General features: G+C 65.9%; 20 protein-coding genes and 1 pseudogene. 8 read left to right on the top strand and 13 right to left on the bottom strand.

What is annotated here, in order from left to right; translation table 11 throughout:
- Positions 1-16: 16 nt before the first annotated feature.
- From AB0C34_RS03780 to AB0C34_RS03760, 5 genes are all read right to left on the bottom strand, one after another.
- Positions 17-409 (bottom strand): type II toxin-antitoxin system VapC family toxin, encoded by a 393-nt coding sequence (locus AB0C34_RS03780; RefSeq protein ID WP_357067124.1) that lies wholly within the window; start codon positions 407-409, stop codon positions 17-19.
- Positions 406-654 (bottom strand): AbrB/MazE/SpoVT family DNA-binding domain-containing protein, encoded by a 249-nt coding sequence (locus AB0C34_RS03775; RefSeq protein WP_357067122.1) that lies wholly within the window; start codon positions 652-654, stop codon positions 406-408. Before AB0C34_RS03775 ends, AB0C34_RS03780 begins: the two co-directional genes overlap by 4 nt.
- 144 nt (positions 655-798) lie before the next feature.
- Positions 799-2,340: a cobyric acid synthase gene (locus tag AB0C34_RS03770; protein WP_357067120.1), complete on the bottom strand. Its 1,542-nt coding sequence runs from the start codon at positions 2,338-2,340 to the stop codon at positions 799-801.
- Positions 2,341-2,509: 169 nt separating this feature from the next.
- The gene (map, locus tag AB0C34_RS03765; protein WP_357067118.1) at positions 2,510-3,373 is read right to left on the bottom strand and encodes a type I methionyl aminopeptidase; all 864 of its coding nucleotides are present in this window, start codon (positions 3,371-3,373) and stop codon (positions 2,510-2,512) included.
- Between the two features lie 159 nt (positions 3,374-3,532).
- A complete protein-coding gene (locus tag AB0C34_RS03760; RefSeq protein ID WP_357067116.1) occupies positions 3,533-3,826 on the bottom strand; it encodes a hypothetical protein in 294 nt (97 codons plus the stop codon).
- A gap of 440 nt (positions 3,827-4,266) precedes the next feature.
- On the opposite strand from AB0C34_RS03760, the gene AB0C34_RS03755 reads away from it, so the two are divergent.
- The 3 genes from AB0C34_RS03755 to AB0C34_RS03745 all read left to right on the top strand — a co-directional run bounded on the left by AB0C34_RS03755 (position 4,267) and on the right by AB0C34_RS03745 (position 6,644).
- Complete coding sequence (locus tag AB0C34_RS03755) at positions 4,267-4,677, top strand: hypothetical protein (protein WP_357067114.1); 411 nt, start codon at positions 4,267-4,269, stop codon at positions 4,675-4,677.
- A 287-nt stretch (positions 4,678-4,964) separates the two neighbouring features.
- Positions 4,965-5,633 carry a hypothetical protein gene (locus tag AB0C34_RS03750; protein ID WP_357067112.1) on the top strand — a complete coding sequence of 223 codons (669 nt, stop codon included), beginning with the start codon at positions 4,965-4,967 and terminating at the stop codon, positions 5,631-5,633.
- A 135-nt stretch (positions 5,634-5,768) separates the two neighbouring features.
- On the top strand, positions 5,769-6,644 hold the full coding sequence (locus AB0C34_RS03745; RefSeq protein WP_357067110.1) for an LLM class F420-dependent oxidoreductase: 876 nt from the start codon (positions 5,769-5,771) through the stop codon (positions 6,642-6,644).
- Positions 6,645-6,901: 257 nt separating this feature from the next.
- Here AB0C34_RS03745 and AB0C34_RS03740 read toward each other — a convergent pair.
- Positions 6,902-7,237, bottom strand: a pseudogene (locus tag AB0C34_RS03740) (transposase); the annotation flags it as partial.
- A gap of 377 nt (positions 7,238-7,614) precedes the next feature.
- On the opposite strand from AB0C34_RS03740, the gene AB0C34_RS03735 reads away from it, so the two are divergent.
- Positions 7,615-8,214: a DUF4126 domain-containing protein gene (locus AB0C34_RS03735; protein WP_357067108.1), complete on the top strand. Its 600-nt coding sequence runs from the start codon at positions 7,615-7,617 to the stop codon at positions 8,212-8,214.
- A 239-nt stretch (positions 8,215-8,453) separates the two neighbouring features.
- Here the strand turns inward: AB0C34_RS03735 and AB0C34_RS03730 are convergent, their stop codons facing one another.
- Positions 8,454-8,813, bottom strand: coding sequence for a DUF4254 domain-containing protein (locus tag AB0C34_RS03730; RefSeq protein WP_357068452.1), 360 nt, complete (start codon positions 8,811-8,813; stop codon positions 8,454-8,456).
- Positions 8,814-9,605: 792 nt separating this feature from the next.
- Between AB0C34_RS03730 and AB0C34_RS03725 the strand changes: the two genes are divergently transcribed.
- Complete coding sequence (locus tag AB0C34_RS03725) at positions 9,606-13,043, top strand: protein kinase (RefSeq protein ID WP_357067106.1); 3,438 nt, start codon at positions 9,606-9,608, stop codon at positions 13,041-13,043.
- A gap of 67 nt (positions 13,044-13,110) precedes the next feature.
- Here AB0C34_RS03725 and AB0C34_RS03720 read toward each other — a convergent pair whose 3' ends face one another.
- Together AB0C34_RS03720 and AB0C34_RS03715 are read right to left on the bottom strand one after the other, a co-directional pair.
- Positions 13,111-14,460: a diguanylate cyclase gene (locus AB0C34_RS03720; RefSeq protein ID WP_357067104.1), complete on the bottom strand. Its 1,350-nt coding sequence runs from the start codon at positions 14,458-14,460 to the stop codon at positions 13,111-13,113.
- A gap of 72 nt (positions 14,461-14,532) precedes the next feature.
- A complete protein-coding gene (locus AB0C34_RS03715) occupies positions 14,533-15,645 on the bottom strand; it encodes a terpene synthase family protein (protein WP_357067102.1) in 1,113 nt (370 codons plus the stop codon).
- Positions 15,646-16,046: 401 nt separating this feature from the next.
- Here AB0C34_RS03715 and AB0C34_RS03710 point away from each other — a divergent pair, with 401 nt between their 5' ends.
- Positions 16,047-16,406, top strand: coding sequence for a metalloregulator ArsR/SmtB family transcription factor (locus AB0C34_RS03710; RefSeq protein ID WP_357067100.1), 360 nt, complete (start codon positions 16,047-16,049; stop codon positions 16,404-16,406).
- 20 nt (positions 16,407-16,426) lie between these two features.
- Here AB0C34_RS03710 and AB0C34_RS03705 read toward each other — a convergent pair whose 3' ends face one another.
- Positions 16,427-17,110 carry a PAS and ANTAR domain-containing protein gene (locus AB0C34_RS03705; RefSeq protein WP_357067098.1) on the bottom strand — a complete coding sequence of 228 codons (684 nt, stop codon included), beginning with the start codon at positions 17,108-17,110 and terminating at the stop codon, positions 16,427-16,429.
- A 587-nt stretch (positions 17,111-17,697) separates the two neighbouring features.
- Here AB0C34_RS03705 and AB0C34_RS03700 point away from each other — a divergent pair.
- Complete coding sequence (locus AB0C34_RS03700; protein WP_357067096.1) at positions 17,698-18,666, top strand: helix-turn-helix transcriptional regulator; 969 nt, start codon at positions 17,698-17,700, stop codon at positions 18,664-18,666.
- Here the strand turns inward: AB0C34_RS03700 and AB0C34_RS03695 are convergent.
- Together AB0C34_RS03695 and AB0C34_RS03690 are read right to left on the bottom strand one after the other, a co-directional pair.
- Positions 18,663-19,490, bottom strand: a complete 828-nt coding sequence (locus AB0C34_RS03695) for an ABC transporter permease (RefSeq protein WP_357067094.1) — start codon at positions 19,488-19,490, stop codon at positions 18,663-18,665. The two genes, AB0C34_RS03700 and AB0C34_RS03695, sit on opposite strands and share 4 nt — an antisense overlap.
- Positions 19,487-20,290 (bottom strand): ABC transporter permease, encoded by an 804-nt coding sequence (locus AB0C34_RS03690; RefSeq protein WP_357068450.1) that lies wholly within the window; start codon positions 20,288-20,290, stop codon positions 19,487-19,489. Before AB0C34_RS03690 ends, AB0C34_RS03695 begins: the two co-directional genes overlap by 4 nt.
- Positions 20,291-20,580: 290 nt before the next feature.
- Between AB0C34_RS03690 and AB0C34_RS03685 the strand changes: the two genes are divergently transcribed.
- On the top strand, positions 20,581-21,078 hold the full coding sequence (locus AB0C34_RS03685; RefSeq protein ID WP_357067092.1) for a hypothetical protein: 498 nt from the start codon (positions 20,581-20,583) through the stop codon (positions 21,076-21,078).
- On the opposite strand, the gene AB0C34_RS03680 is transcribed toward AB0C34_RS03685, so the two are convergent.
- A complete protein-coding gene (locus tag AB0C34_RS03680; protein ID WP_357067090.1) occupies positions 21,079-21,531 on the bottom strand; it encodes a DUF4254 domain-containing protein in 453 nt (150 codons plus the stop codon).
- Between the last annotated feature and the right edge of the window lie 361 nt (positions 21,532-21,892).

Genomic DNA, 21,892 nt, shown 5'->3' with positions numbered 1-21,892 from the left:
GTCGCGAGCGCTCGATTCAGGCGAGCAGTCGCATTCCGGCCTGCTCACCTGCGAAGTGATCGAACGTGACGGTCAGGTCACAGCCCGCCTCCTGACCGAGCTGCTGAATCAGCGCGTCAGCGAAATCCGCGCCGTCGGCGGCCCTGCGCAGCGCCTGGCGCACTGTGTCGGCGCGCTCGACCACGATCTCGCTGGAATCGAGCAGCCCGAGCAGCACATCGGTGACCGCGTCGGGGTCCTGCTGGTAGCCGCGACGCAACACCCAGTGGATCTCGGCGAGCACGATCATCGTGACGTAGCCGGGCTTGGTCTCGCTGAGCCCGTCGATCACCTGGTTGGCCCGGGCGGACTGCTCCGGGTCGTCCTGGGTGAGGTAGCGAATGAGCACGTTCGCGTCCAGACCGATCATCGCTGCTTGCCTTCCACCACGTTGCCTGTGATCGCCTCGTTCATCTCGGCGAGCCCCAGCGGCGAACCGGACCAGCCGACGATGCCCTTCAATGATTTGATCGTGCGCGTCTCGGGGACCAGTTCGTAGGTGCCGTTGGGTGTTGGCACGAAGGCGACGCGCACGCCCGCGCGCAGCCCCATCGCCACGCGCACATCGATCGGGATGGTGATCTGACCTTTGCTCGTGACGGCCGCCGAGACCACGTTTCCCCCTCTGCTGGTCGACCTTTTGTCCGTCACCATCACCCTCACCCGACCGTGATCGTTTCGCGTCGGATTACCCGTCGCCTTACTCGGAATCGAATTCCTTACTGCAAGGTAAGGCTCGGGGGTCGCCGCGTCAACCGCTCAGTCGCGCGACGACACACTGCGGTGGACGACGTCGGTGGCGAGAATCGGCAGATCGGCGGGTGCCCCGTCGGCGAGCAGACGTTCCAACTGCCCGATGTCCAGGTGGTCTTCGACCAGGTCGGCCAGCAGATCGAGCTGCCCGTCCCGGACTGCGGCGACCGAGACATCCTCGGCGGCAACGAAACCCGCGCGCCCGGCGGCCGACGCGACCGCGCGCAACCAACTCCGCCGGAATCGGTCCGATTCCAGCAGGCCGTGCAGATGGGTGCCCCACACCGCGCCACGGACACTGCCTTCCGGCTGCCCGTCGAGGGTGAACCAGGCCGGGTCGCCGCGGCGGACCACCCGACCGTGATGAATCTCGTAGCCCCGCACTGGAATTCCCGCGCTGTCGCCAGAGCTGGTACGAAGTACTTTGGCCGCGGCGAACTCGACGGACAGGTCGAGCAACCCGAGCCCGTCGACCGCGCCCGCATTCGACTCGACCCGGTCGAGGATGTGGGTGCCGAGCATCTGATACCCACCACAGATACCGAGTATCGGTGCGCCCGCGGCCGCGCGTGCTCGCAGCACGTCGGCGATACCGGTGCGGCGCAACCACTCCAGGTCCGACACCGTCGCCTTGCTCCCTGGCACGACCACCAGATCCACGCCGGCCAACCGGGACGGCTCACTCACCCAGCGCACCGCGACTCCCGGCTCACAAGCCAGCGCCTCGATATCGGTGGAATTGGAAATCCGCGGCAGCCGGACCGCGGCGACGGTCAGCCACTCCGTGCCCACCGGCGGGCCGGGGCGGCCGACCGGTGCATCGGCAACGGTGCCGAGCGAGTCCTCCGCGTCGATCCAGAGGTCGTCGGTGTAGGGGAGCACGCCCAGGGTCGGTCGGCCGGTGAGCTCGACGAGGCGATCCAGCCCGGGGCGCAGCAACTCGACGTCGCCACGGAATTTGTTGACGATGAACCCCGAGATCAGGCGCTGGTCTTCGGGTTCGAGGATCGCGACCGTGCCGAACAGATGGGCCAGCAGACCGCCCCGGTCGATGTCGCCGACCAGCAGTACCGGCAGTTGCATGGCCCGCGCCAGCCCCATGTTCGCCAGATCGGTAGCCCGCAGGTTGATCTCGGCCGGCGAGCCGGCGCCTTCACAGATCACCACGTCGAATTCGGCGCGCAGCGTGGCGAGTTCGGTGGCGACGACAGCACGCAGCTCCTGCCGGCGCAGGAAGTAGTCCTCGGCGCCGACCGTGCCGACCGCGGCTCCTCGCACGATCAGCTGTGCGCGCCGGTCGCTACCCGGCTTGAGTAAGACCGGGTTGAACCGCACGCTCGGCTCCAGCCCGCACGCCCGCGCCTGCAACGCCTGCGCGCGCCCGATTTCCCCGCCGTCGAGTGTGACTACAGAATTATTGGACATGTTCTGCGCCTTGAAGGGGGCCACCCGCACACCGCGGCGTGCCAGCATTCGGCAGATCCCGGCCACCACGACACTCTTGCCCGCGTCCGAGGTCGTCCCCGCGACCAGTAGTGCACCCTTCATCGCGCCGTGCCGGTCTCGACGGAACCGCGAGTCGGCGCCGCACGGCGCGGCACGGCGCCGCCCAGGCCGCGCAGCGGGACAGCGCAACTCGCGCGCCCGGTCGGCACGGGCGGCGGAGTGATCCGCCCTTCGTCCGAAACGCGCCGAATACCCACCGCTCGAGTCGGATTCACGGCAGGGTCAGAATCTCGGCCCCCGTCTCGGTGACGACCAGGGTGTGCTCGAACTGCGCGGTCCACTTGCGATCCTTGGTGACCACGGTCCAGCCGTCATCCCAGATCTCATAGTCGATGCCGCCGAGGTTGATCATCGGCTCGATGGTGAACGTCATGCCGGGTTGGATGATCGACTCCACCGCCGGCTGGTCGTAGTGCAGGATGACCAGGCCGCTGTGGAAGGTCGGGCCGACACCGTGGCCGGTGAAATCGCGAACCACGCCGTAGCCGAAGCGATTGGCGTAGGACTCGATCACCCGGCCGATCACATTGAGCGCTCGTCCCGGCCGAACCGCCTTGATCGCCCGCAGTGTGGCCTCCTCGGTCCGCTCGACCAGCAAGCGCACCTCCGCATCGACATCGCCCGCGAGATAGGTCCTGTTCGTGTCGCCGTGCACACCGTGGATGTAGGCGGTGACATCGATATTGACGATGTCACCGTCCTCGATCACCGTCGAATCGGGGATGCCGTGGCAGATCACCTCGTTCAGCGAAGTGCAGCAGGATTTCGGAAATCCCTTGTAGCCCAATGTCGACGGATACGCGCCGTGGTCGCACAGGTATTCGTGTGCGATCCGGTCCAGCTCGTCGGTGGTGACGCCGGGCGCGACCGCCTTACCTGCCTCGACCAGCGCCTGGGCGGCGATCTTGCTCGCGATCCGCATCTTCTCGATCGTCTCCGCGGTCTGCACCCAGGGCTCATGTCCCTCATTCACGGTTTTCTTCCACGCATACTCCGGGCGTTCGACGGTGCGCGGAACCTCGCGGGTGGGCGACTGCGTGCCGGGGATGAGCGGTTTGCGGGTGCGGACAGACATAACGAACAGCGTAATCGGGCGACCGAGCCCCTGCCGCGAGCCGGGCGGGATTAGATCCGGACCACGGTCCGACTCATCCGGCGCGACGCCACCGACCCACCGCATGACGGCGACGCGCGGTCGCGGCCGTCCGACCACGTGATGGCCGACGCACAGCCGTCACAGGCGTGCGCAACACTCGTCGAACCGGTTCCCCAGCATTGCGTAGACATGGAGCCATCCACTACTGACCGCGATCTCACACAGCGGCCCGGTCGGCACGAACAGAAATCTGAGATCGGACATCCTGCTCACATCACCCCGTTGGATCCGCCCCGCGTGATCGGTCAGATCGTCCACGAGCTCACGCTCATCCGAGTACCGAGCTTGCCAGGTCAGATCCTGTGGCACACGTCGCACAATCGCCAACACGTGACCGATGATGTCGACAATCTCCGCGACGGACGGCTCCATTACGCCAGTATGACCAGAGACCGGGCAGCGCGCGGATGCGCCGCACCGAACAGTGTTCCGCAGCAAGGAGTTCCGGTCGGCGATCCAGACCGGCGACCCGGTTCGGCACGCGGCACGGTAAAGCGGGCCATCAGCACCACACCCGTACCGACGTTTCCGCGTTCGCCTCGACGCGCGGCGGGCAACTTCGCGGGCAGTCGAGCCGCGGCCGTCATATCCCGTCGAGTTCGACGCATAATCCGCGCTTACGGCGGCGGACGCGCATCCGAGGTCCAGCAATGACGAAATACATGACGACAGTCCCGCGGATCGCGTTACGATCGACAGGTTATTTGCTGTGAGATAGCGGGGGTGTGGACGTGCGGCGCGGTGCGCGCCGCAGTGTCTTCTGATCGTGCTCCGCAATCCAATTCGGCTACGCAGGAGGAGGAAGATCTACGATGACTATCCGGAACTACCGACGTTCTGCCGCCATCATGACCACATTCGGAGCGATCGGGGTGGCCGTTGTGGCGGCCGCTACTACCGCTCTCGCCGCCAACACCATCGATGTCAGCGGTGTCGAGCCGACCACTGTGGGGGTCGACTACACCTGCGAGGCCGCGGCCGGAGTGACCGCGATTCGGGCCATGGTGGGCGAACCCAACGCGGACAATCCGTCCGCCACCGGCACGCAGAGCGCCGTCACTTGCGACGGAGCCCCACACACCGCCGTGGTCACCCTGGTCGGAGCCGAGGGCGAGGAGGCGCCGATGTCGGCGGGGCAGTCGGTCCAGGTGCGGGTCGCGCTGGTCGACAGCAATGACACTGTCGTTTCCGGGCAATCGAAGGTGGTCTCGCTCGGCCAGTGAGCTGTGACACCGGGCACCCTCGGCGTCGGGCCATATCCCCGGGCGGGATAAAGGCTCGCGCTGAGGGCCCCGGTTCGTCCGACCTTCCGGCACACGATGCCTAGGCGCTCCAGCACTCGCTCGAGCGTCGACGTCGCGGCCGCGCTGATATCGCGGCGGCGGCGCGCCGGCTCCGGCCTTTCCTGGCGATCAGGTCGCGCGGGATTGTGCCGGGCCGGCGGGCTTCGGTAGGCATGCGGCCGAAGCCGTTTCGATGCTCTGTCGGCGGACACCGCTAATCTGCCGACATGGTGAAACCGGAGTCGGCGTTGCGCCGCCTGATGCGCGATACCGGGAAGCTGTTGCAGCCGTATGGGTTTCACGGCCCCGAACCCACCTGGGTACGGGTCGAACCGAGCGGTGTGGCATCCGTCGGTCGCACCAGGACCTTCCGCACGTGGACGGATGGGCAGCAGCTACTCAGATTCGGCCTGGTTCTGAATGCGACGCCGATCGGCTGGTGGGAGTACTGCAACTGGCGTAATGCGCAGCTGGGTCGCCCACCCACGCCGCTGGAGAAGGCCACCGGCCCCGACCTGATCAACGATCACGGCATACCAGCGGAGCTGACCGACTTGTGGTCGCTGCGGCTCGACCCGGCGCAACCAGGTGGGCAGCACGTGTTGCAGACGGATGTCGACGCCATCCGCGCGGAGCTGCCGCGGCGGGTGCACGCGCACGCGCGACGAGCGATCCGGCTGATAGAACCTGGCCGTTACCTGGACGAACTGCTGGCGCGTCCCACCCCGCAGATCGGCGGCTGGGAGGCGACGGTGGTCCTGCTCGCAGAACAAGGGCCCGGACCACAACTCGACAGCGCGATAGACCACCTGCGAGTGCGCTGCGCGGAGCAGAACGCGGCAGCGTACGCAGCAGATGTCATCGAATACGCGCAAGCCAGAGCCGCCTTGGTGTGAGCACCCGCCCCCTCGACTGGTTCTGATATTGCCCGCGCGCAAGCATCAGCACACAGTCTGCTCGATTTGACCTGGAGTGCGCTCCAGCACTTAGCGTGGTCGCTCGAAGGTCGTCTGAGCACAAAGGATTGCTTCATGGAGCTGGGATTTCACATACCGATATTCGACGTCGACGGCGGGGCCACCGCCATCGCAGGCGAATTGGCCAGGGTGGGTGCCGCGGCGGAGGAATCCGGAGCGACCTGGTTGTCGTTCATGGACCATTACTTCCAGATCGAGCCGACGGGCCTTCCCGCGGAGTCGAACATGCTCGAGGGCTACACCACGCTGGGCTACCTTGCCGCGCACACCTCCAGCATCGACCTCGGCCTGCTCGTCACCGGCGTGACGTACCGGCACCCCGGCCTGCTCGCCAAGATCGTCACCACGCTCGATGTGCTTTCCGGCGGCCGCGCCGTGCTGGGCATCGGCGCCGCGTGGTTCGAGCGCGAGCACCGCGGGCTCGGCGTGCCGTTCCCACCGATCGCCGAACGATTCGACCGACTGGAGGAGACGCTGCGCATCTGCCAGCAGATGTGGGACCCGCGGAACAACGGACCGTTCGAGGGCAAGTACTTTCAACTCGCCGAGACGCTGTGCTCACCGCAACCGATCAACCGACCCAAGGTACTCATCGGCGGCAGCGGGGAGCGCAAGACGCTGCGGCTGGTCGCGCAGTACGGCGACGCCTGCAACCTCTTCGGTTCCGCACCGCAGGACGTCGCGCACAAGCTCGACGTCCTGCGACGGCACTGCGACGATGTCGGACGGGACTACGACCGGATCCGCAAGACGATCCTGGCCAACAACCCACGACCCGACCCAGACAACCGCGATGCCTTCGTCCGGCAGATGGCCGCCTACGCCGAACTCGGCGTGCACGCCGTCATCGTCACCCCCACGACCGGCTCGCCGGCCGCCTGGATCGACCGCATCGCTCCGGCCGTCCCGCAGCTCGCCGAACTCGGCTAGGCGGCATCAGCACCACGTCTCAACAGTCGCCCGGGGGCACAGCAGCGGTCCGCTCGCCCGCGAGGTGGGAATACTTGTGGTGAGGTGTTCGTCGCGTGCGTCCAGGTCGTGGCGCGGCGAAATATCGCGGATATCGACTGCTCGAATATCGCGGGGTCATTGGTGCGCGTACGCCGAACACCCACAGTCAGATTATTTCCCGCACACCGCGAGCGCCTGCGCGGCCGTGAACCGGACTTGGCGCGATCGACCGGTTATCCGGCAGCTCCCCCGTTCTTCGCCCGCGTACTCGCCGCCTCCATCACCACCCGCGACCAGTCGATCAGGTCCTCGCTGCCGAGCTCATCGCGGACCGCTCGGTGTAAATCTCGCCATACACCCGTCTTCGTCCACGCCGTGAAACGCCGATGCGCAGTCGGAACAGTGACCCCGAACAAGGCAGGGAGCGTCCGCCACGCACATCCGCTGGTCAGCACGTAGACCACCGCGGTGAATACCGCCCGCTGGTCGACCGGCGCGGTACCGCCACCCTGCGCCCGCGCGGCGAATTTCGGTAGTAACGGCTCGGCCAACTGCCACAACTCGTCCGGCATCAGCCGCTTGGAAAATTCGTCGACCACGACCGAATATCATGCGACACAGAGGATTTCGACACACCGAAAACAAATCACACCGATACGCGACCCGGGCGCGGTGCCGTTCGGGGGATGGCCGCCCCATCTCCAGAATTGTCGCCGACGCAGCGCGGATGCCGACGGACGCTGACCGGACACTCCGCTGGTCGCCGGCGTCCGGCACCGGAGGCGCTCGGCGCCGCGTACGCCAGACCGGTCCGGTCGGAGTGTCCCGGCTCGGCTTCGGACAGCGCGTTCAGCACCGGTCACGGGACCTGCGCGGTGACGGGTGCCATCGGGCTCGAACCGGACCTCGCCCTGGGCAGGTCGAGGCCGGGCCACCATACGATGGGTACGTGTCCGCGCTACCTCTCCTCTTCACCGCCGGTTGGGCCAGCGGCGTGAACGCCTACCTGGTCGTCCTGCTGCTCGGGCTGCTCGGTCGGTTCGGGCTCGCCGAGGCGGTACCGGAAGCATTGCAGCGCAGCGATGTCCTGATCGCGGCGACAGCACTGTTCCTGATCGAGGTGGTGGCGGACAAGGTGCCCTACCTCGACTCGTTCTGGGATGCGGTGCACACCGTGATACGGCCGATCGCGGGGGGCGTGGTCGCCGCCCTGTTGGCCGGGCAGGACGACTCGCTGCCCGAACTCGCCGCGGCCGCGGTGGGCGGCACCGCGGCGCTGGTCAGCCACCTGGTGAAGGCGGGGACCCGGATCGCGGTCAACACTTCCCCCGAACCTGCCAGCAATATCGTCGTCAGCACCGCCGAGGACATCGGTGTCGCGGGCATCATCACGCTCGCCGTCTTCAACCCGGTGGCCGCGGCGGTGGTCGCAACCGTCCTACTCGTCATCGGGCTGGTGCTGGTGTCCTTGTTCGCCAGCCGGATCCGCCGCGCACTACGCCGCCGAAGGGCGCGACGTACCGCGCGCCACGTCGTGGCTGCGAAGTAAGTACTGGAACCGGTGAAAACGACGGGGCGTGCCGCGCTGATCGACCACGCGGCACGCCGGGCGGGGCGCCCCATTGCGCCCGCCGTCACTGTGTCGGCGACATAAACACCCAGGTGGAGTCGCTGCTGACAACTCCAACCCTGGTGACGTCGCCATTCGGACAAGTGACGCTGACGGGCATTATCGCTGTTGTGGACGAGACTCCCGTCGTGACGAATTCATTGCTCGGGCAAACCTGATCATTGCTCGGGCAAACGACGGCGGCCACCGGCCACGTCTGCTACCAGATCAGTATACCCGTCGACGAGTTCAGCCAGCTGGTACCAATGCCTATGCGTATTGCCACTGCGCGCCCCCTCGGCGTCGATGATCTGATTCGCGTCCACCCAGCTACGCGCCATCCGGTCCACCACCGCGCCGAGACTCTCGGTGTGCAATGAGGCGCCGTTGCGGTGCTGCGGAATCTCCTGGGTGATCCATTCGTTGATGTCGTCGACGAGTTCGCCACGCCGACAGTCGATTTCGGCGATCAACGCCGCATCCCGCACTTGGGCGCGGCGCTCGTGTAGCTCGGCGAGTGCGTGCGCGGAACGCAGCAACTCCCGATCTTCGAAACGCCGCCCCTGGAATGCGCACAACAGTTGCGGCGCGGTCGGCAATAATCCGACCGTCGGCGCGCTCACCGCCACACCCCGAGTTCACCCGACACCAACGCTCTTTGTACCAACATAATTGGCTCTCGATTCGGCTATACCGGTCATCGGATCGTTGTCACCACTAGGCTAACCGGATTTTGCACGTACAGGTGCAAGAACGCACGATTGCGTCCGCATTGCTGCGGTCAAGGTCTCCTGACGGCGCGATGACACCCATAGTCCCTCGGGGGCAATGACTTCGGAGCCCCCCGGCTGCCCGCACTTCTGGCGGGCCACGCGGGCTGCTCGATGCCCGAGCGCTCGCCGACACAGGGCAATTGCCGCGCGCCTCCGCCGGCACCCGATGGGGATCGGAACCGCCCGGACCGCTCGCCACGTTCGGATCACCGGAGCTTGCCCGGACCTGCCGGTAGCCCGTGGCGCCGGTCGCAGCCCGGACCACAATCTCGTCCCCTGGACGGCGTAGGCGGAGGCCGCGTTGATCGCACGATCGAATCCCAGCCACCGCCGCGCCTCGAAGAACTTCGACCCGCGGGCGACCGGGCTGCCGGCGGAGGCCACGTGGAACAGCATTGTCCACCGCGTTGCTTGAACACCGGTATATGAACGGGATCACCGCAGAGGATACGGCGCGGCCAGCGCGATCCCGAGTTGATCGGACCGATCTGACGGTTCGCCAGGCATAAACTGGTTACCGACCGCAGGGACCACAGATACCCGACACAGAGCAGGGCCATGGCCGGTTCAGACCCCTTCGCGACACAGAACGGCCGACCTCCAGAGATCGAGCAGGAGCTGGAGGACGCAGGTTTCGGCGAACCCCGAGTGGTAGGCGAGGGTGGTTTCGGCGTGGTCTATCGGTGTCGGCAGCAGGCGCTGAATCGCAACGTCGCGGTCAAAGTTCTCACGGCGAGGCCGGATCTCGAACCGGAGCATGTCGAGCGGTTTCTGCGCGAGCAGCAGGCCATGGGCGCACTGTCCGGACATCCGAACATCGTGCCGGTCCTCCAGGTGGGGACCACCGGTGGCGGACGATCGTATCTGGTGATGCCGTACTACTCGCATGGCTCACTGGAGACGCGTATCCGCAAGGAGGGTCATCTCCCGTGGGCCGAGGCGATCCGGATCACGATCAAATTGTCCGGTGCGCTCGAGACCGCGCATCGAGCCGGGATCCTGCATCGGGACATCACGCCGGGCAACGTCCTGCTCACCGACTACGGTGTGCCACAGCTGACCGATTTCGGAATCGCCCGCATCGAAGGCGGTTTCGAGACCGCTATCGGCGTGGTGACCGGATCTCCCGCGTTCACCGCGCCGGAGGTGCTGCGTTCCGGCGGCCCGTCGGCGGTCTCCGATGTCTACGGGCTCGGCGCGACACTGTTCGCCATGATCACCGGTCACGCGGCGTATGAACGCCGTTCCGGCGAACAGATCGTCGCACAGTTCCTACGGATCGCCGCCGAGCCGCTTCCCGATCTGCGGCTCGACGGGATCCCCGGTGATGTCTGCACCGCCATCGAGGCGAGCATGTCGCAGAATCCGGCGGATCGTCCCCGTTCAGCCGCCGATTTCGGCGAACTGCTTCGCGATATCCAGCGCGCCAACGGCCTGCCGATCGAGGATATGACCTTGCCCTCCCCCGCCGACGACCACGACGCGCATCCGACCGGAGTTCTCAGCCCACGTCCAGTGCCGTCCCCTAGCCGATCCCCGTCCGCTCGACCCAGGACACCGCCGGCACCCGATACGAAATTCCGTCCGGCGATACCTGCTGGAGCACTGGTTCAACGGGACAGACTGATCGACGTCTTGCAGACCGACCCGCGACCACGGCTCGCCGTCCTGCACGCACCGGCAGGATTCGGGAAGAGCACGCTGGCGGCACAGTGGGCACAGCGCCTCGCCGAGAAGGAAGGGGTCGCGGTGGCGTGGCTCAACGCCGACCGCGACGACAACAATGTCGCATGGTTTCTCACGCACTTGATCGAGGCGTTCAACCACGCCCGCCCCGCGCTGGCGCCAGACTTGCCACGAATAGTCGAAGAGGGGGACAACAGCGCGACTCGCTATGTGCTTACCACCCTGATCAACACCATTCACGATCGCGACGAGCGATTCGCCATCGTCATCGACGACTGGGATCGGGTCACCGACGTGGCCACCATCGACGCATTACGTTTCCTGGTCGAGCAGGGCTGCCATCACCTGCAGATCATCCTCACCAGCCGGTCGCGCGAAGGATTGCCGGCCCTGGATACCGTGCGCCTTCGCCATGAGCTCGTCGAGATAGACACGACTGCTTTACGTTTCGATGCCGACGAAGTGAAAGCGTTCCTGTCCGGTCTGGGCGGTCTCGAGCTGGACGACAAGCAGAGTGCCGAGCTACGCGACTGCACCGAAGGGTGGGCCGCCGCACTGCAACTCGCCGCGCTGTCTACGCGTGAACATCCCGACGCCGCGAGCCTGATCACCCACCTGACCGGGCGTAGTGACACCATCGCCGAGTATCTCGCGGCGAACGTCCTCGACACCGTAGAGCCCGATCTCCTCGACATTCTGCTCAAAACCGCACTTCCCGACCGGATCTCCGGAAGCCTGGCGACCGCGCTGACCAGGCTGCCGGACGGGCAGTCCGTGCTGGAGAACCTCGAACGCCGCAATCTGTTCCTGCGCCGAACCGACGACAGCGGTGCGTGGTTCCGCTACCACCGTTTGTTCGCGGAGTTCCTCCGATTACGACTCGAACGCGACCATCCCGAGCAGGTCGCCGAACTCCACCGCGCGGCCGCCACCTGGTTCGGCGAGCACAGGATGCTCAGTGAGGCCATCGATCATGCGCTGGCTCGCGGTGATGTCGAACAGGCTGCCGACATCGTCGAAGCGAGGGGCCGCGAGCTGGTGCAACATGCCCAGTTTGCGACATTTCTCGGTCTGGTCACCAAACTTCCACCGACGGTCGCCAACGCACGTCCCGTTCTGCAGATCGGAGTCGCTTGGGTACATGTACTGCTTCGCCAACCCACCCAACTGCATGCGGCATTGCGACTCGTGCGGACCGCGCTGGAGAAGTCCCCGGCGGCCGAACCCGATCTCGCCGTAGAGGCCGATCTCATCGAAAGCGTGGAGCACGCCTTCGCCGACCGCGTGGTGGGCGTGGACGCCGTGGTCACCGAGTGCCTGGCCCGAACCGACACGCTGGGCCCGTGGGCGCTGTGCGCGGCCGCGAATCTCGCCGCGTTCTGCGCGACCGCACGGTTCGACTATGCCCGAGCAAGCGAATGGCACGATTGGGCTGCCCCGTATCACCAACAGATTCGCGGCACGTTCAGCCTGATGTACAGCCACAGCCTGGTCGGCATCGCGGCGCGCGAACAACTCGATATCGCCGAGGCCGAAGACAGTTTCCGTGCCGCGTTGCAGGTCGCTACCACCTCGTCCGGCCCGCAGTCCTACTCCGCGCGGCTGGCCGGCGCCTTGCTCGGTGAGCTGCTCTATGAACGCGACCAACTCACCGAGGCCGAACGCCTGCTCGACGCGGCCGGTCAGCTCGGCACCGAGGGCGGACCGGTCGACTTCATGATGGCGACCTACGCCATCGGCGCCCGGACCAAAGCCCTGCGTGGCGACCTCGCCGCCGCCGCGCGACACCTGGAGGAAGGCGCCGAGGCCGCACGTGCCTTGAAACTGCCGCGTCTGGCCACCCGCATCGCCAATGAACAAGTCCGACTCGGACTGACCGCCACCTATGTCACCGAACCACCCGCTGGAGAGAACGGCATCGCGACGATGGCTGCCGAACTGCGGGAGGATTCCGCGATCCGGATGCTGCTGCGATCCGGAAATCCGCGGCGGGTCACCGCCGCCTGCACCCGTGCGACGCAGTTGCGCGATTCGATCGCCGCCGCTCGACGCCCACGAGCGGCGGCGCAGGCGCAACTACTGCTCGCATGCTGTCTCGCGGCGGCGCGAAACATCGATGCGGCGAAGGACGCACTGGTGCCGGTGCTGGCCCAGTACGCCGGCGTCGGCCTGACCCGGCCGGTACGCGATGAGAGCCCGTGGATCCTCTCGCTCATCATCGCCCTGCACCGCGACCTGCAGGAGCACCGTTGGAAAGACGAGTGGCCAAGCGTCCCGGAGGGATATTTGCGGAGGTTGCTGAACCGCTGAAGGAACTCGACGCCGCGAACCGGGGGCACATTCCACGGCCTCGGAAGTCGGGTCCAACATGCGCGACTCAGGGAACAGGTTGCGGTCCGCGTGTCGAGTCCGTGTCGAGAATGTGCAGCACCCATCGGCCTTTGCCATCGGCCTTGGCTCGATAGAGTCCGGTGTCGGCGGCGTCGAGCAACGATTCGGCATCCGCGCCCGCAACCGTCGTCACCACTGCCCCGATGCTGATCGACATCTGGAGTCGTCGATCGCCGACGGTGATCGGATCGATCAGTGCTTCCAACAGACTGTTCGCCACCGTCGCCACCCGGTGGTCGCTGGCCGGCGGCGGAACCAGCCCGACGAACTCGTCACCCCCGATTCGGGCGATCAGGCACCCGGTGCCGCGCACGCTCTCCTGCAAGCGAGCGGCCACCGCGGTCAGGATCTGGTCTCCTGTGCCATGGCCGTAGCGGTCATTGACGTTCTTGAAACGGTCGATGTCGACGAAGCACAGCCCCGCGCGGTCCCCCGCGCGGGCGTCGGCGATCATCGTGTCGATCCGCTCGATGAGATGCCTACGGTTCGGCAGACCGGTGAGCGGATCATGTCGCGCCTGCCGATGCAGTTCTTCGCGCATGCGATGCTGTTCGGTGACGTCTTCGCCGACCGCGAGCAGATAGTTGCCCTGCCCGTCGACTCCTTTGACGAAGGTGATCGCGAACGAGGCCCACCCGTAGCTGCCGTCCGAGCGGCGCATGCGCTGCTCCAACTTGACCGTGCCTTCCCCGGCCGGGACCAGCTTGTCGTAGACGAGCGTGCGAATCCCTTCTCGGTCGTTGGGGTGGGCGAAGTCGTAGACCGACACGCCACGGAGCGTTTCGATCGGCACACCGATCATCTCGGCCAGGCCCCGGTTGACGTCCAGTAGGGTGCCGTCGGTGTCCCCGATCGCGATCGCGATTCCCGCGTTGTCGAAGACCACGCGGAACCGCTGGTCGGTGGTCAGCCCGCTTGCCGTGTCCTCGGCGGGACGTTGCTCCGGCCGAGGCCGACGCGATTGCGCCGCGTAGCCTTGACCGACCGCGGCGAGCAGCGCCGCGAGCCGAGGACCGGTCCGCGCATCCGCGCTTCGCTCGGCCAGCTGGTAGAGCACCTGCGCGGAGGTACTCGGCACTTCCGGACCTGTTAGCCCCGCGGCAACCAGCGCCACGCCGACCCGAACGCCGACGCTCGCGTCGAATTGTTCGGATTCCAGTGCGGCGACCAGCTCCTCGACCAAGCGCGAGAATAAGACCTGCAGGTCGGATCTGGGCACGGGTTCGCTGGTGACGGCCAGCAGCTCACGCCGCCACGAGTCCGCCAAAACGTCGAGGTCGATCCGGTTCACCGCAACCCCCTCACAGGTCAGGCCGCCGACAGCCCCCCGACGCATGGTAACCACCTTTACGTAACAGCGTCGAGAATCTGCCGCACGGAAGCATTCCCATCTTCGGCAATAGCGGTATTACGCCAGGCTGTTCTCCGCGAAGATCGATTCGCCCTTGTATCGCAGCGTCATGATCTGCCACGTCCACGTCGCCTGCACACAGCCGACCAGGTCCGCGAGATGGGTCGAGACGGTCGCCGCCAGATCGGCGCCGACTTCCCCGGCCCGGGCGCATCGCTCCGCCGTGGCGGCACTGACATGCCGGAATTCCGTGAGTCGCGACCGCACGATCTCGGCGGCATGGCGAACGGCGTCGGCGAGCGTGCAACCCGGATGGTTCAGCATGACCACCGGAATCAGGTTGAAGTCCGCCAGATCGACGATGCATTCCTTCTCGAAGGAGAACAAGTCGTTCATCAACGCGCCGATCTCGACGGTCAGCACCCGCATCCGGCGCAGATCACCATCGAGCCCGGCGCGCCGGATCCGATCCCAGGGCAGGTAGTCGTCTCGACCGAACTCACACAGGGCGATCGCCGGGTACATGCCTGAGACGTGGGCACGCAGGTCGATATATTCCTCGATGCCGAGTAGTCCACCACGGGTGCGGGCATTCTGATCTTGAATCGCGGGCCGCAGATGCTCGATGGTGGCCGCGACGAACCGATCGAGCCAGTCCGGCTCGGCAAGGCCGATCAGCATCGCCAGGAAGGCCGATGTGGACGTCTCCAATTCGGTCGGATCGACCGGCGCCGAACGAGTTCGAAGAAGCTCGCAGAGCCGGTCGATCGCCACCCGCGCCTGCTCCTGCGTGGCGCCGTCCAGATGGGCGAACTTCTCCCGGCCGACAGTGTCGTTGAGCCAGAACAAGATTGCGTTATAGAGCCCGATGATCGTCATCCGTTCGGCGCTGATCGCCCCGGGGTGCAGGTAGGGCGTCATGCTGTTGTAATGCTCGCCGCCCGGCTCGAGCCAGATGCCGTATGAGCGGCAGAACCGCTCGATCTCGGCACAGGCCTCCACACCGAAGCGGTTGGGCCGGAATTCGAGGCAATAATCGACGATGTCCCAGTCGGGCGTACCGAACAGTGTGCGCAGCGACCACTGCCGCCCCGAACGCAGCAAGTTCTTGTGCTGCGCACGCATATTCACGATTTCGCGCTCCAACGCCGATGTGTACTCACTGACCACAGCAAATCCCTCCCACAGTGCTCACACTTCACATGAATTGTCATCCACATAAGGCCGGCACGGAAGGCCAATCCGCGAAGACGCAGGACATCCGGCTCATCTGCGTTGGCGCACAGGGCATGTGACGCCGACAGCCGCAGCATCCGATCGCGAGCACCATGTCATAGGCCCACACCCAGCGCCAGCGGCCGCCGCGCCTCGACTCGCCGGTCGGACCTCCGCATGGCGCCGCGTCCCACCGCCTCGCAGCGATCTGGATACCCCTGGAGTGCAGCGGCCGGCCGCACGACGGCGGGGCCGCGGCGCGGCATGCCTCCGGTGCGCGATCTCGGCCGACTGTCGCTGCGAAGTTGCTAAGGTCAGAAAGTAATGGCAGCGAGCATTCGGGAGTGGAGGACAGCATGGGCGATGCACGCCAGCCGCTCTATCGGATGAAGGCCGATTTCTTCAAGACGCTGGGCCATCCGGCGCGAATTCGAGTCCTGGAACTGCTCGGCGAGCGGGACTACGCCGTGTCGGAACTGCTGCCGGAGGTCGGAATCGAGCCGGCCAGCTTGTCCCAACAGTTGGCGATCCTGCGTCGCACGGGACTGGTCACGGCGCGCCGCGACGGGCTGTCGGTTTCTTATGCGCTGACCTCGCCACGGGTGGCGGAACTGCTGATGGTGACCCGGGCCGTCCTGACCGGAGTGGTCGCCGGGCAAGCGGAGTTACTCGAAGAGTTGATCGAAACGGGATCGGTCCCCGAATCGGTGAGCTGAGCGCCGCGGTCCGGCGGAACTCAATTCGATGGAGAGTGATCGGACCGCAAGGTCAGTAACAGATGGTCGAAACTGGTCCGCAGGGTTGCCGGGCCGCCACCCATGGCCAGGATTTCGTCGACCAGGAGCAGTGCCAGGGTCCGCAACTTGGTGTTGGTTTCCTGGGAACGCCACTGCAACACGCCGAACGCCTGCTCGGCGTTGATGCCGTAGACGAACATGAGCACACCTTTTGCCTGCTCGATCACCGCTCGGGATTCGACGAGTTCGGGCAAGGTGTCGTCGAGGATCTCCTGCCGATTCTCTTCGATGGTGTCGGACACGTCGACGAAATAGCCGGTCGTGCCGACCACCTCGTTCCGATCATCGAGCATGCGGTCGGCGACGACGATGACATGGCGGATCTGCCCGGTGGTATCGATGACTCGATGGCGGCCGCAGAACGGCTCGCCGGTCCGCACGGCGACGGCGATCGACTGCGCCACTCGTTCGCGATCGTCGGGGTGCTTGTGCGACAACAGCAGCTCCGTACTGGGCTGCATGCTGCCCGAGGTGTAGCCGTAGATCGCGGCGACTTCGTCGGACCACTCCCACCTCTGGTCGTCGAACCAGAAGCGGAAACTGCCGACACTCTGCGGTTTGCCCGCTACGACGCGCTCGACCGCGTCCGCGCTTCGCACTGCAAGGCGATCTATCCCCGTCACGCGTCGATTATCCCTCCTCATCGGCGCAAAGCAGGCAAAACACGGTCACTAATATGTGACGAGCAAACTTTCCGCACACCAAGGATTGCCCAGTTCAATGGGCCATGATCATCGATTTTGGGCAAAAATATCTCGTTATGGCAACTATCTCGCACCGCATACTGGACAGGACCACCGATCGATATCGGCGTGCGGATTCGATCGGTCCCCCGCGACGCAGTTCGCACGCACAACACAGCAGACCGATCTGCCGATTGCACACGTCGGCAAGGAGAGAATCCGCCGTGCACCAGCGGCCCGGACTCGAGAGCGAGGATCCCACTCGCGACCGAACTGGTCGCCACCAGCGAGCGGCAGTCACTCCGCCGGAACCGTCCGCAGCACCGATCCTGCACGGATACCACAGACGAGACGATCGGAGTCGAACTTCAAGGGTGGTAGGCGATCCCGGCTGCGAACAGGCCGGCTGAGTCCTTTCCTTCCGTTCGCACCCTTCGCGCCGACCGACGAAATCCATGCGGCCGACCACCGCCCGCCTCACCGCGCAAAGCACTGACCATACGGAAGATCACTGGAGGTAGTCTCTGATGCTGAGACCACGCATCCGTCGCAGGCTGCCGCACCCCACGCAGCGGCAGCACCTGGGCGCACCGCGTAGTCCGACGCCTCCAGTGCGCACACCGAAAGGGTTTTTGATGGCAGGCAAGCGCACCGTCCTGACCGTCCGATTACGACGTCTCGCGGCGATGCTGCACGAGATGCGGGAACAAGCTCAGCTCAGCAAGGAAGAGGTCAGCGCCAAAACAGGGATCAACGTCACCACGCTGTATCGGATCGAGACCGCGCAGGCCCGTCCGCAACGTCGCACTCTGATGGCGATGCTCGATCTGTACCGCATCGGCGACGAGCAGCGCGAGGACGCGCTGGAGTTGCTGTCCGACGCGCTGAAACCCGGAATGTCGCGCGCCTACGAGGGCAGCGTGTCGGAGGTGTACGCGGCCTATATCAACTTCGAGGCCGAGGCGCTCTCGGCCCGACATTACCAAACCTCCATCGTCCCAGGGCTTTTGCAGACCTACGAGTACGCGACGGCGGTGATCGAGACCTCGATGCCGAAGCTCGAAGCGTCGGTCATGGAAAGCAGGGCGAAGGCCAGAATGGACCGCGCGGCCAACCTCGCCAAGGAGGATCCGCTGGAGCTGTGGGTCGTGATGGACGAGGCGGCGATCCGTCGCACGGTCGGTGGGCCGGTGGTGATGCGCGGCCAGCTCGACCGGCTACTACAAGAAGCCAAGCGCAAGAATGTCATCCTGCAGATACTCCCCTTCGACGCGGGCGCTCATCCCGGCATGGCGGGTTCCTTCACGGTCCTGGACTTCCATGATCCGGCCGACCCCGAGTTGGTCTACGTCGAGGGCATCGCGCGCGACGAACTGATCGAAGGACACAACGAAATCCGGCGCTTCGGCGTGATTTTCGACCAGTTGCGCGCTATGGCGCTGAGCCCACGGGATTCCGCCGCGATGATCATCGACGCCGCGACCCGGATGGGTTAGGCCCGGCTGGCCCTCCGGTATCCGATCGCGGCGGGCACCGCGAACAGCGCCAAGGCGCCAACCGACCACGCGATCGTCGCCAGCAGCGGTGCACGCACCGCCCCGCCGAGCGACAGCCCGCGCATGGCCTCGATCGCGTAGGTCATCGGCTGGTGCCGCACGATCGGCTGGGCCCAGGGCGGATACGCCGCCAGTGGCACGAACCCGGTACTGAAGAACATCATCATCGAGGCGCCCAGCGAGACCGCTTCCACCAGAGCAGTTTTCGCGCTGTACACGGCGACGGCAGTGACCAGGGTCGCGAATCCCAGACCGTACAGCAGCGGCACGCCGAACAGCGCGAACCCGGCGAGCGGCCCCTGCGCGAACCGGAAGCCGAGCGCCACTCCGACACCGAAGAGCACCAGCGTGCACAGCAGGATTCGGGAGCCTTCGGCGGCGATCCGCGCCGCGAGTCCGGAACCGCGGTGTACCGGCAGCACCCAGAAGCGGGCCAGCAGCCCCTGTTCCCGCTCGCGCCCCAGTGTGACCGCGCCCGCCACCGACCCCGACATCACTGCGACCAGCGCGACCATCGGCACCGAACCGTATAGCGCGCTCACCCCGGAGAACATCGAAATCTGTTTTCCAAGAACAGTATTGAGGACTACCAGGAGTAGCGCCGGAAAAATCAGCGACTGCACTATCGTCAGCGGATCGCGCCGCCAGCGCAGTAGTAGCCGCCGGGTCTGAATGAGTGTCTGCGGGACCAGCTGCCAGACGGTTTCAGTGCGGCCGGACACCATCGGCATCTCCGCCACCGTTCCCCGCGTTGTCACCGTCATCCTGACCTCCGCGCCGATACCGCCACCGCCATGCCGCCGTAGACCACCAGCGAGCCGAGCCCCCACGCCAGTGGGGGACCGAGGACCGGCCATCCGACCGCGCCCGCGTTGCCCGACGGATCACCGGCCAGCGCCCGCAGGGCGTACACGAACTGCGAGATCGGCTGGTTGCGCGCGAAACCCTGAAGCCAGGACGGGAAATGGCTTGCGGGGACGAGCCCGGTGGACGCGATGCCGAGGATCAACTGCGGCAACAGCAGCGACTGGGTGGTCGCCTCCGGGCTCTTGGACAGGCTGCCGAGGAAATCGGCGCCCAGGCACAACGCCAACGCGATCAGCACTGCGAACGCGAGGAATCCGACGGTCTCGAGCACAGTTCCGTAGAAACGGAAGCCGATCACCGTGCCGGACACCACGGCCGCTACCAACGCCACCACACCCCGGCACAGTGCCGCGGTGACCCGGGCTGCCAGCGGTACGACCGACGCCATCGGCATGGCGCCGAATCGCACGTTCAGTCCGTCCCTGGCATCGCTGGCCGCACGGAACGAGGCGCTGCTCACACAAAAGCCCACCGCCTGCATAACGATCATCGGCATGAGGAACTGGGCATAACTGCTCAGCCCGTACCCGTACACATTCATCACCACGTGCAGCGGCACATAGAACCCGACGGTGAACAAGACAGGGGCGAGCACGGCGGTGAACAGTTCGCCGTTGCGCAGCGCAGGCCGGATCAGGCGACGGGTCAGCACCCACCACTGCACGATCGTCGCGGTCCGCGGTCTCGCCGCGCCCATGAGCAATCTCGTCTGCACGCAGTCATCTTCCGGTTGCCCGTGCCTGTTTGCCAGGACCGGGCCACCCTCCGCGGGTCGCGGGCGCGCCGATCGCCGGATGACACCGATCGGCCGGTTCGCGCCGCGCTGTGCGGCCGGAACTACCTGGTTATCGACGAGACAGGCGCCGAACCCGCGGTCGATCCACTGCCACAGCGACCGAACACGCTATCCGCCAGCGAACCGAGCGTGGACGGATTGCCCGGATCAGCTGGTGACTAGTCGGCGCCCGATGGGTAAGGTGAGCGCCGATGACCAGCATGGAAGCCCGTTTCGGGGACGCGACCCGGACGGTGCCGCTTCCCAACCCGTGGAACCTGACCGCGTATCTCGCCGCAGTGGCCACGCACCGTGGCCGCTCGATCAGCCTGCACCCCGTACCAACGACGCTGCTGGCCGAGACGGGGTGCGGCATCGGCGGTCTGTGGGTGGCCCGCAAGCACGATGACATCATCGTGTACGACGCGGATGCCACCGGCCGGCGTGCGGACCACATCATCCTGCACGAGATAGGGCACATGCTGCTCGATCACGGCAAGGACGGCGGGACCGGCGGTTCGGTGCCGCCCTCGGTGGCCGTTATCCTCCCTTCGATCTCACCGCACTCGATCGAACGGGTGCTCGGTCGCGACGAATTCGACGCCGATCACGAGCGGGAAGCGGAAGTGTTCGCGGATATGACCCTGGTGTACGCGACGCTGCCCCGACGGCGAAGACGCTCGTTCCGGTGGTTCAGGCGCCGCAAGTAGCTACCAGCGGTCGTAGCGTTCCTCGGGCAATCGTCTGATTCCGACACGCAGGTCATCGATCAGATCCTGATAGCTGTCCGCCAATTCGTCGATCTGGATCCAGGTGTCGTAGAAAACCGCCTCGGGCGCGTATGCGAGGGCGACGAACGCCTGGGAGGTGAGTATGGCCAGTCGATCCACTACCCGGCCCACCGTCTCGGTGTGTTCCGGTGCGCAAGCACGCGGGACCGGGGTGGCGAGCGTGATCCAGCGGTCGATACCGCGCACCAGCTGTTGTCGCCGTCGGTCGAGTTTGGCGGATCGGCCGGCCGGTGTGTGCTCGCGGACCTGATGCAGTTGGGCCAGTTCCCCGGCGACCTCCAGCATCGGGTGATCGCCATGCGGTAGGCCACGGAATGCCGCAAGCAGCAGTTCTTTCCTGGGAATCGTCCGGTCATCGGCCGTCTGTGTCACTCGAGCCCTCCCATCCCGACCCGGGCGGGCGCGATCCGGTCGCGTGTGCACCGGTCGCGTCGTCGACGCCCTGCCACGCCGGTTTCCCGGCACTTTTCCTATCGTCCGCACCTGCCGACCGTGACCCGAGATCGGCATCCGCCGATCGATGTCACCCGCTTCCGATCACGCGCCCGCTCGACAATTGACGTCATAGCAAATATTCAGTGACATCACTGTATCCGGTCGATCATGACCGACTTACTGCGGCTATGACAAGTTGATCCAATGTGGCAGCCTCTCTATGACGAGTCGGGCAAACGCCACACAGGGCAGTGAGCATCCCCGCTGTCACGCGGCCATCTCTCGATCCTCGAAGTAA

It is taken from the genome of Nocardia sp. NPDC049220, from assembly GCF_040647855.1.
In the GTDB taxonomy this organism is placed as follows: Bacteria; Actinomycetota; Actinomycetes; order Mycobacteriales; family Mycobacteriaceae; genus Nocardia.
Note: the sequence above shows the minus strand (reverse complement) of the source record. Positions and strands in the feature narration are given on the sequence as shown.

Excerpts from the sequence above, each read along its gene's own strand:
- AB0C34_RS03710 (WP_357067100.1), top strand. The coding sequence starts at position 16,047 with ATGGGCGATGCACGCCAGCCGCTCTATCGGATGAAGGCCGATTTCTTC.
- AB0C34_RS03755 (WP_357067114.1), top strand. The coding sequence starts at position 4,267 with ATGACTATCCGGAACTACCGACGTTCTGCCGCCATCATGACCACATTC.
- AB0C34_RS03780 (WP_357067124.1), bottom strand. The coding sequence starts at position 409 with ATGATCGGTCTGGACGCGAACGTGCTCATTCGCTACCTCACCCAGGAC.
- AB0C34_RS03770 (WP_357067120.1), bottom strand. The coding sequence starts at position 2,340 with ATGAAGGGTGCACTACTGGTCGCGGGGACGACCTCGGACGCGGGCAAG.
- AB0C34_RS03690 (WP_357068450.1), bottom strand. The coding sequence starts at position 20,290 with ATGGGCGCGGCGAGACCGCGGACCGCGACGATCGTGCAGTGGTGGGTG.
- AB0C34_RS03760 (WP_357067116.1), bottom strand. The coding sequence starts at position 3,826 with ATGGAGCCGTCCGTCGCGGAGATTGTCGACATCATCGGTCACGTGTTG.
- AB0C34_RS03745 (WP_357067110.1), top strand. The coding sequence starts at position 5,769 with ATGGAGCTGGGATTTCACATACCGATATTCGACGTCGACGGCGGGGCC.
- AB0C34_RS03720 (WP_357067104.1), bottom strand. The coding sequence starts at position 14,460 with ATGCGTCGGGGGGCTGTCGGCGGCCTGACCTGTGAGGGGGTTGCGGTG.
- AB0C34_RS03685 (WP_357067092.1), top strand. The coding sequence starts at position 20,581 with ATGACCAGCATGGAAGCCCGTTTCGGGGACGCGACCCGGACGGTGCCG.
- AB0C34_RS03695 (WP_357067094.1), bottom strand. The coding sequence starts at position 19,490 with ATGACGGTGACAACGCGGGGAACGGTGGCGGAGATGCCGATGGTGTCC.
- AB0C34_RS03725 (WP_357067106.1), top strand. The coding sequence starts at position 9,606 with ATGGCCGGTTCAGACCCCTTCGCGACACAGAACGGCCGACCTCCAGAG.
- map (WP_357067118.1), bottom strand. The coding sequence starts at position 3,373 with ATGTCTGTCCGCACCCGCAAACCGCTCATCCCCGGCACGCAGTCGCCC.
- AB0C34_RS03700 (WP_357067096.1), top strand. The coding sequence starts at position 17,698 with ATGCTGAGACCACGCATCCGTCGCAGGCTGCCGCACCCCACGCAGCGG.
- AB0C34_RS03750 (WP_357067112.1), top strand. The coding sequence starts at position 4,965 with ATGGTGAAACCGGAGTCGGCGTTGCGCCGCCTGATGCGCGATACCGGG.